This window comes from Streptomyces sp. NPDC059567 (genome assembly GCF_042735655.1).
Classification (GTDB): Bacteria; Actinomycetota; Actinomycetes; order Streptomycetales; family Streptomycetaceae; genus Streptomyces.
Window position 1 is genome coordinate 2,996 of the sequence record NZ_JBHWBS010000037.1, and the last position, 8,543, is coordinate 11,538.

The 8,543-nt window shown below is 71.7% G+C and carries 8 protein-coding genes; all 8 read left to right on the forward strand.

The genetic code is table 11. From position 1 onward, the window contains the following. Positions 1–248: 248 nt before the first annotated feature. Entirely contained in the window at positions 249–1,949 is a 1,701-nt protein-coding gene (locus tag ACFVZW_RS18400; RefSeq protein ID WP_384522428.1) for an enoyl-CoA hydratase-related protein, read from the forward strand. A gap of 57 nt (positions 1,950–2,006) precedes the next feature. Next, on the forward strand, positions 2,007–3,089 hold the full coding sequence (locus ACFVZW_RS18405) for a hydrogenase expression protein HypE (RefSeq protein WP_384522430.1): 1,083 nt from the start codon (positions 2,007–2,009) through the stop codon (positions 3,087–3,089). 91 nt (positions 3,090–3,180) lie between these two features. Then, positions 3,181–4,965 carry a nickel-dependent hydrogenase large subunit gene (locus tag ACFVZW_RS18410; protein ID WP_384522432.1) on the forward strand — a complete coding sequence of 595 codons (1,785 nt, stop codon included), beginning with the start codon at positions 3,181–3,183 and terminating at the stop codon, positions 4,963–4,965. Further along, positions 4,962–5,522 (forward strand): hypothetical protein, encoded by a 561-nt coding sequence (locus ACFVZW_RS18415; protein ID WP_384522434.1) that lies wholly within the window; start codon positions 4,962–4,964, stop codon positions 5,520–5,522. The genes ACFVZW_RS18410 and ACFVZW_RS18415 overlap by 4 nt, the downstream gene beginning before the upstream one ends. Positions 5,523–5,614: 92 nt before the next feature. Beyond that, positions 5,615–6,175 carry a DUF5947 family protein gene (locus ACFVZW_RS18420; RefSeq protein ID WP_384522526.1) on the forward strand — a complete coding sequence of 187 codons (561 nt, stop codon included), beginning with the start codon at positions 5,615–5,617 and terminating at the stop codon, positions 6,173–6,175. Continuing rightward, positions 6,172–6,810, forward strand: coding sequence for a DUF6084 family protein (locus ACFVZW_RS18425; RefSeq protein WP_384522436.1), 639 nt, complete (start codon positions 6,172–6,174; stop codon positions 6,808–6,810). The genes ACFVZW_RS18420 and ACFVZW_RS18425 overlap by 4 nt, the downstream gene beginning before the upstream one ends. Then, positions 6,807–8,204 carry a hypothetical protein gene (locus tag ACFVZW_RS18430; protein WP_384522438.1) on the forward strand — a complete coding sequence of 466 codons (1,398 nt, stop codon included), beginning with the start codon at positions 6,807–6,809 and terminating at the stop codon, positions 8,202–8,204. Before ACFVZW_RS18425 ends, ACFVZW_RS18430 begins: the two co-directional genes overlap by 4 nt. Continuing rightward, the coding region (locus ACFVZW_RS18435; RefSeq protein WP_384522440.1) for a hydrogenase maturation protease at positions 8,201–8,543 on the forward strand (343 nt) is incomplete at its 3' end. The genes ACFVZW_RS18430 and ACFVZW_RS18435, both read left to right, overlap by 4 nt.

Consider the following 8,543-nt stretch of genomic DNA (forward strand, 5'->3'; position numbering starts at 1 on the left):
TCCGCCACACCGACGGCCACCGGCACGTCCGCGGCCCCCGCGCCGGCCGCGCCCCCCCGCGCGCCCGCCGCCCTTCCTCACCGCGGGGGGCCGCCCGCCCGCCAATCGGTGGGACGCGTGCCCCGAACGGGTGAGGTGCGGGCTCCGTCGCCCGCGCCCACGGCCTGCGGTGCCGGATGATCGCTGACGGTTCGGTGGACCGCCCTCCCCGGGGGGCGTACCGTCCGCAGCAACCCGGAAGGGCCGCCATGCGCATTCTGCTCATCGCCAGCAGCTTCAACAGCCTCACTCAGCGCGTCCTGGTCGAGCTGCGGGACCGCGGGCACGCCGTTCCCGTGGAGGTCACGCCCGACGGGACCGCCGTGCGTGACGCCGTCGCGCGCCACGCGCCCGACCTGATCGTCGCCCCGATGCTGAAGACCGTCGTGCCCAGGGACGTGTGGACCGCACACCGTTGTCTCATCGTGCACCCGGGGCCCGTGGGCGACCGGGGGCCGTCGTCGCTCGACCGGGCCGTCCAGGAAGGCGTCGCCGAGTGGGGCGTCACCGTCCTCCAGGCCGAGGAGGAGATGGACGCAGGCGATGTCTGGGCGTCCGTCGCCTTCCGCGTACCGGACGTCGGCAAGAGCGATCTGTACCGCAACGAACTGTCCGACGCCGCCGTGACCGCCGTGCTCCTCGCGGTCGAGCGGATCGCCGCCGGGGAGTCGCCGCCGCCGCAGACCGGCGCGATCCGCGCCCGTCCCGCGCTCCGCCAGGAGCAGCGCGCGATCTCCTGGAGCGACGACACCACCGAGACCGTTCTGCGCATCCTGCGGGCCGCCGACTCACAGCCCGGGGTCCGTGACCATCTGCTCGGCGCCGAGTGGTTCCTGCACGGCGGCCACGCCGAGGACGGCCTGCGCGGCCGGCCCGGCGAGCTGCTCGCCACCCGAGCGGGCGCGGTCTGCCGCGCCACGCTGGACGGCGCGGTGTGGATCCCCGAGCTCCGCGCCCGCACCCGTGCCGGTCGGCCGCGCGCTTGCAGACTTCCCGCCACGCTGGCCCTCGCCGGGCGGTTGCCGCCACTCCCCGAACTCCCGGCGCCCGAGGAAGCGGTACCGGACGGGCGGACCTGGTCCGACATCCGCTACCGGGAGCAGGGACCGGTCGGGGTCCTGTCCTTCGCGTTCCCCGGCGGGGCGATGAGCACCGACCAGTGCCGCCGCCTGCTGGATGCCTACACGGCCGCCCTCACGCGTCCCACCTCCGTCCTCGTGCTCGGCGGGCAGCGCGACTTCTTCTCCAACGGCATCCATCTGAACGTCATCGAGGCCGCGGCCGACCCGGCCGCCGAGTCCTGGGCCAACATCAACGCGATGAACGACCTGGTCGAGGCGGTCCTCACCACGACCGACCGGCTCGTCGTCAGCGCGATCGGCGGCAACGCAGCCGCCGGAGGCGTGATGCTCGCCCTCGCCGCCGACGAGGTCTGGTGCCGGTCGGGTTCCGTACTCAACCCGCACTACCGGCGCATGGGCCTGTACGGGTCGGAGTACTGGACCTACACCCTGCCCCGCAAGGTGGGAGCGGCCCTGGCCGCACGGCTCACCGAGGAGGCCCGGCCCGTGTCCGCGGCGGCCTCGCTCGGCATGGGCCTGGTCGACCGGGTCGTCGACTGCGGGCCCGCGGAGTTCGCCGGCGAAATCACCCGGTTGGCCGCCCACCTGGCATCCCGTCCCGGTCTCCCGCTGCGGGTCGCGGAGAAGAAGACGGAACACGAGCGCCGGGAGTCGGCGACTCCCCTTGCCGCCCACCGTGAGCGTGAGCTCGCCCGGATGCGGCGGATCTTCGACGATCCCGCCGCGCCCTACCACGCACTGCGCCGGGCCTTCGCCCGAAAAGAGGCCCCGCGGGCGCAATCCCCGGACGGCCCAGGTGCGGGCGCGGCGGGATCGGCCGACTGTTAAGCAAGACGTGGGCCCCGAAGACGGCCCTTCGCCCCATCCCTCCTCAGGAGGCGACTCATGAGTGCAGTAACGCCGGCCCCGGTCGAGGATCAGGGTGCCGCCCCCGGCAGCGAAGAGAAGCCGATCCACATTCTCTGGATCAACGCGGGTCTGAGCTGCGACGGCGACTCCGTGGCCCTGACCGCCGCCATGCAGCCCAGCATCGAGGAGATCGCCCTCGCCGGGCTGCCGGGACTGCCGAGGATCGCGGTCCACTGGCCGCTGATCGACTTCGAGTGCGGCCCGGTGGGCGGCGCCGACACGTTCATCGAGTGGTTCTTCAAGGGGGAGCGCGGCGAGATCGACCCGTTCGTGCTGGTCGTCGAGGGCTCGATCCCGAACGAGGCCATCAAGCAGGAGGGCTACTGGTGCGGCTTCGGCGACAACCCGGAGACCGGCCAGCCCATCACCACCAGCGAGTGGATCGACCGGCTGGCGCCCAAGGCGCTCGCGGTGGTCGCGATCGGCACCTGCGCCACGTACGGCGGCATCCACGCCATGGCGGGCAACCCGACCGGCGCGATGGGCGTGCCGGACTATCTCGGCTGGGACTGGAAGTCCCATGCCGGCATCCCCATCGTGTGCGTGCCCGGCTGCCCCATCCAGCCGGACAACTTCGCGGAGACCCTGACGTACCTGCTCTACCAGGCGGTCGGCTCCGCCCCCATGATCCCGCTGGACGACAAGCTCCGTCCGACCTGGCTGTTCGGAGCGACCGTGCACGAGGGCTGCGACCGGGCGGGCTACTACGAACAGGGCCAGTTCGCCTCGACGTACGACTCGCCCAAGTGCCTGGTCAAGCTGGGCTGCTGGGGACCGGTCGTCAAGTGCAACGTCCCCAAGCGCGGCTGGATGAACGGCATCGGCGGCTGCCCGAACGTCGGCGGCATCTGCATCGCCTGCACGATGCCCGGATTCCCGGACAAGTTCATGCCGTTCATGGACGAGCCTCCCGGCGGCAAGGTCTCCAGCACCGCCAGCGGCGTGTACGGCTCCGTCATCCGCCGCCTGCGCACCATCACGGCGAAGACCGTGGACAAGGAGCCGAAGTGGCGGCACACCGGCGAGCGCATCACCACCGGCTACCGGCCGCCCTGGTGACCGTCACGCCCACGCACCACACCCCCGCTGGACCCCCATCCACTCCACTGTTCGCGAAGTCGAAGAGCTGACGAAGGGCATAGCAACGACCATGGCACCTCGGGCGAAGACGACGGGTGACGGCTCCGGACTGGTGGAGATGGCCTGGGACCCCATCACCCGGATCGTGGGCAGCCTCGGCATCCACACGAAGATCGATTTCAAGCAGAAGCGCGTCGCGGAGTGCTACAGCACGTCCTCCGTCTTCCGCGGCTACAGCGTCTTCATGCGGGGCAAGGACCCCCGCGACGCGCACTTCATCACCAGCCGCATCTGCGGCATCTGCGGTGACAACCACGCCACCTGCTCCGTGTACGCGCAGAACATGGCGTACGGCGTGAAGCCCCCGCACCTCGGCGAGTGGATCATCAACCTCGGCGAATCCGCGGAGTACATGTTCGACCACAACATCTTCCAGGAGAACCTGGTCGGGGTCGACTACTGCGAGAAGATGGTCCGCGAGACCAACCCCGGGGTCCTGGAGCTCGCCGAGCGCACCGAGGCCCCGCATGCCGCCGAGCACGGCTACCGCACGATCGCCGACATCATGCGCTCCCTCAACCCCCTCGAGGGCGAGTTCTACCGCGAGGCGCTCCAGGTCAGCCGCTACACGCGCGAGATGTTCTGTCTGATGGAGGGGCGCCACGTCCACCCCTCCACGCTCTACCCCGGCGGCGTCGGCACGGTCGCGTCCGTGCAGCTGTTCACCGACTACATGAGCCGTCTCATGCGCTACGTGGAGTTCATGAAGCGTGTCGTCCCGCTCCACGACGACCTCTTCGACTTCTTCTACGAGGCGCTGCCCGGCTACGAGGAGGTCGGCCGCCGCCGCGTCCTCCTCGGCTGCTGGGGCGCGCTCAACGACCCCGAGCACTGCGACTTCACCTACGCCAACATGACCGACTGGGGACGGAAGATGTTCGTCACCCCGGGCGTCGTCGTCGACGGCAAGCTGGTGACCAACGACCTCACCGAGATCAACCTCGGCATCCGGATCCTGCTCGGCAGCTCGTACTACGAGGACTGGCAGGGACAGGAGCAGTTCGTCACCCACGACCCGCTGGGCAACCCGGTCGATCCGCGTCACCCCTGGAACCAGCACACCATCCCGGCCCCGCAGAAGCGGAACTTCGACGACAAGTACAGCTGGGTCATGTCCCCCCGGTGGTTCGACGGCAAGGACCACCTGGCCCTGGACACCGGCGGCGGCCCCATCGCCCGCCTCTGGTCCACCGCCCTGTCCGGCCTGGTCGACATCGGCTACGTCAAGGCCACCGGACACAGCGTCGTCATCAACCTGCCCCGCACCATGACCAAGCCGGAGACCACCTTCGAGTGGAAGATCCCGCAGTGGAGCAACGCCCTGGAACGCAACCGCGCCCGCACCTACTTCCAGGCGTACGCGGCGGCCGTCGCCCTGCACTGCGCCGAGAAGGGCCTGGAGGAGGTCCGCGCCGGACGCACCCAGACCTGGGAGAAGTTCGAGGTCCCCGACGAGTCCATCGGTGTCGGCTTCACCGAGGCCGTCCGGGGCGTCCTCTCGCACCACATGGTCATCCGCGACGGCAAGATCGCCAACTACCACCCGTACCCGCCCACACCGTGGAACGCCTCCACCCGGGACACGTTCGGCACCCCCGGTCCGTACGAGGACGCCGTGCAGAACACCCCCATCTTCGAGGAGAACACGCCCGAGAACTTCAAGGGCATCGACATCATGCGCGCCGTGCGCAGCTTCGACCCCTGCCTGCCGTGCGGCGTCCACATGTACACGGGCAACGGCAGGACCGTGAAGCAGATGCACGTACCCACCGGTCTGAGCGGTCTGGCCGGATGAGCGCGACCACCGCCGAACAGGCGGGCCGACGGGTCGAGGAGGTCCTCGACCGGCTGGCGGAGAACGGGGACAGCGAGGCCTGCGCGGCGGCCGAGGAAGTCGTACGCGTCCTCATGGAGTTCTACGGCAGCGGACTCTCCCGCGTCGTCGACCTCCTCGGCCGCCCCGCCGCCCGTCCGCCCGCCGACCCCATGGGCCCGCTGCTCGCGGACGAACTCGTCGCCAGCCTCCTCAACCTGCACGGACTGCATCCCGAGGACGCACCGGCCCGTATCGACCGCGCCCTGTCCGCTCTGGCGCAGCCCGTGGAGAACGCCGGATTCGACGCGGCGACGGGGGTGCTGACGCTGCGGGTCACCGCCTCGTCCGGCTGTGGCTGCCCCAGTACCGAGGAGTCCGTCCGGCAGGCGGCCGTGGACGCCCTCGCGTGCTTCGCCCCCGAGGTGACCGGTGTGGAGCTCCAGTCCGCGCCTCCGCGCGAGCCGGCGCTGCTCCAGATCGGCACCCGTCCGTCGCTCGCGGGCGCGGACGGCCGCTCCTCGGCCGCCGCCTCGTGAACGGGCCCCCGAACGGCGCCGTGCGCTCCTCGCTCCCCACGGGCCTGCGCCGCTTCACCACCCCGCGACCGCCCCGCGAGGAACGCTGCGAGATGTGCGGGGCCCGACTGGCGGGCGAACAACACCCGCACCTGGTCGACGTCGACAAGCGGGCCCTGGTCTGCGCCTGCGGCCCGTGCTCACAGCTCATGGACCGCTCCGCCGGCTCCCAGGGCCGCTTCCGGGCGGTCCCCGGCCGCTTCCTGAGCGACCCGGGACACCGGATCGACGACCAGGCGTGGGAGTCGCTGCGGATCCCGGTCTCGGTCGCCTTCTTCTTCCGTAACTCGGCCCTCGACCGGCCGGTGGCGCTCTACCCCAGCCCCGCCGGTGCCACCGAGAGCGAACTGGAGGAGACGGCCTGGCGGTCCGTCCTCGACGCCACACAGCTCGCCGCCCACCTCGAACCCGACGTGGAAGCCCTCCTGCTGCGCCGCCACGAGGGCCGCACCGAGTGCTTCCTCGTGCCCATCGACATCTGCTACGAACTGGTGGGCCGCATGCGACTGCTCTGGCAGGGCTTCGACGGAGGCGCGGAGGCCCGAGCCGACCTCGACGCCCTCTTCACCCGCGTCCGCGGTCTGGCATGCGAGCCGCACGGGAGCCGGCCGTGACCGAGTTCTCCTTCAGCTGCACCGACGTCCGCGCCGACGCCTACGCGGCCGGACCCACGCTCGTGTTCCGCCTGCGCATCACCGCGACCGGCGGCACCCGGGTCCACGCCATGGCCTTGCGCTGCCAGATCCGTATCGAACCCGCCCGGCGGGGATACGACGACCACGAGGCCGAGGCGCTGGGCGACCTCTTCGGCGAACGCTCCCGGTGGGGCAGCAGCCTCAACCCGGTCCAGTTCGCCCAGGCCTCCGTCATGGTGCCCGGCTTCACCGGCGAGATCGAGACGGACCTCGTCGTGCCGTGCACCTACGACACCGACATCGCCGCGTCCCGCTACTTCCGGGCGCTCTCCGACGGCGACGTCCCGCTGCTCCTGCTCTTCTCCGGCACCGCCTTCACCGGCGCCGGCGGCTTCCACGTCGAGCCCGTGCCCTGGGACAAGGAGGTCTCCTACCGGATGCCCGTGAAGGTCTGGCGGGAAATGATCGACCAGCACTTCCCCGGCTGCGGATGGATCCGGCTCCCGGGCGACGCGATGGACGCCCTGCTCGCGTACCGGTCGCGCCGGGCCCTTCCGTCGTGGCAGGCCACCGTCGAGACCCTGCTCGAAGCGGCGGGGGAGAGGACACGATGACCACCGTCGCCTTCACCCCCGGCACCGAGGCGCGGTTCGCCGTCGCCCGGCACGTCGCCGACGCCGTCCTATTCGAGGGGTACGTGCTCTACCCCTACCGGGCGTCCGCCGCGAAGAACCGGCTCCGCTGGCAGTTCGGGGTCCTGGTGCCGCCATCCTGGAGCGCAGCCGCCGAGGAGCACGACTTCCAGCACACCGAGTGCCTGATGGAGCCCAGGACCGGCGCCGAACTCGCCGTGGAGGTCCGCTTCCTGCGCGCCCAGCGGCGGACCGTCGAGGAGCTCCGGGAGGACGGGACCTTCGCGCCGACCGGCGAACTGCGCCTGGCCGACCGGGTCCTGGTGGCCTGGGACGAGGGCGTCGAAGAGCGGATCACTCTTGTGGTCCCGGTCGCCGGACTGCGGGGTGACGGCACCGCCCTGCCCTTCACCCGCCCCGCCGCCGAGGAGACGGAGGAGGTCACCGACACCGACGGACGCGTCCTCGGCCGGCTGGTCCGCCGGCGCGAGGAGATCAGCGGCACCCTGCGGATCTCGGCGGCCGAACTCGACGGACCGTACCGCGTCGAGCGCCTCTCGGTCATGGTGGAGAACACCAGCACCTGGACCGCGGAACCGGGCACGGACCGCCACGCGGCACTGCCGTACTCCCTCGTCGCCACGCACACGCTGCTCCGCCTCGACGGCGGGTCGTTCCTGTCGATGACCGACCCGCCGGAATGGGCCAAGGGCGCCGTCGCCGCCTGCCGCAACCTGCACACCTGGCCCGTCCTGGCCGGCGAACCAGGCCGCGACGACCTCATGCTCTCGTCACCGATCATCCTCGAGGACCATCCGGCCATCGCACCCGAGAGCCCCGGCGCCCTCTACGACGCCACCGAGATCGACGAGATCCTCGCCCTGCGCACCGCCGCCCTCACCGACGAGGAGAAGCGCGAAGCCAGAGGCACCGACGCCCGCGCCGCGGCCGTGATCGAGCTGGCGGACACCATGCCGCCCGAGGTCCTGGAGCGCCTGCACGGAGCCGTACGCAGCCTCCAGAGCGTCACCGGGCCGAAGGAACCCGCCCGCAGCGTCCTCGAACCGGACACCCCCTGGTGGGACCCGGGAGGCGACACCGGCGTCGATCCGGGGAGCGACCACGTCCTCGTCGACGGACGCGCGGTCCGCGCGGGCAGCAGGGTCGTCCTGCGCCCACGGCTGCGCCACACCGACGCCCAGGACCTGTTCCTCGACGGCCGCGCCGCCCTGGTCGAGGCGGTCCTGCACGACGTCGACGGCGGGGTGCACATCGCCGTGACCGTGGAGGACGACCCGGGCGCCGACATCCGCCGCGAACAGGGCCGGTTCCTCTACTTCCAGCCCGACGAGGTCGAAGCCCTGGAGGACGAGTGAACGGCCCGGCGCCCGCGGCGGGGCGCACCCTCGTGGCCGGAGTCGGCAACATCTTCCTCGGCGACGACGGCTTCGGGGTCGAGACCGTGCGACGGCTCACCCGGGAGGAGCTGCCGCCGACCGTCGAGCTGGCCGACGTCGGAGTCCGCGGCGTCCACCTCGCCTACCAGCTCCTCGACGGCTGGGACACCCTCATCCTCGTCGACGTCACCGCCCGCGGCGGCGAACCGGGGACGCTGTACCTGATCGACGCCTCGCCGGCCGGCGGGGGGGGGGGGGGGCCGCCCCCCCCGCCCCGCCCCCGCCCCCCCGGGGAACCCCCCCCCCGCCCCCCCCCGC

Excerpts from the sequence above, each read along its gene's own strand:
- ACFVZW_RS18430 (WP_384522438.1), top strand. The coding sequence starts at position 6,807 with ATGACCACCGTCGCCTTCACCCCCGGCACCGAGGCGCGGTTCGCCGTC.
- ACFVZW_RS18400 (WP_384522428.1), top strand. The coding sequence starts at position 249 with ATGCGCATTCTGCTCATCGCCAGCAGCTTCAACAGCCTCACTCAGCGC.
- ACFVZW_RS18420 (WP_384522526.1), top strand. The coding sequence starts at position 5,615 with ATGTGCGGGGCCCGACTGGCGGGCGAACAACACCCGCACCTGGTCGAC.
- ACFVZW_RS18405 (WP_384522430.1), top strand. The coding sequence starts at position 2,007 with ATGAGTGCAGTAACGCCGGCCCCGGTCGAGGATCAGGGTGCCGCCCCC.
- ACFVZW_RS18415 (WP_384522434.1), top strand. The coding sequence starts at position 4,962 with ATGAGCGCGACCACCGCCGAACAGGCGGGCCGACGGGTCGAGGAGGTC.
- ACFVZW_RS18410 (WP_384522432.1), top strand. The coding sequence starts at position 3,181 with ATGGCACCTCGGGCGAAGACGACGGGTGACGGCTCCGGACTGGTGGAG.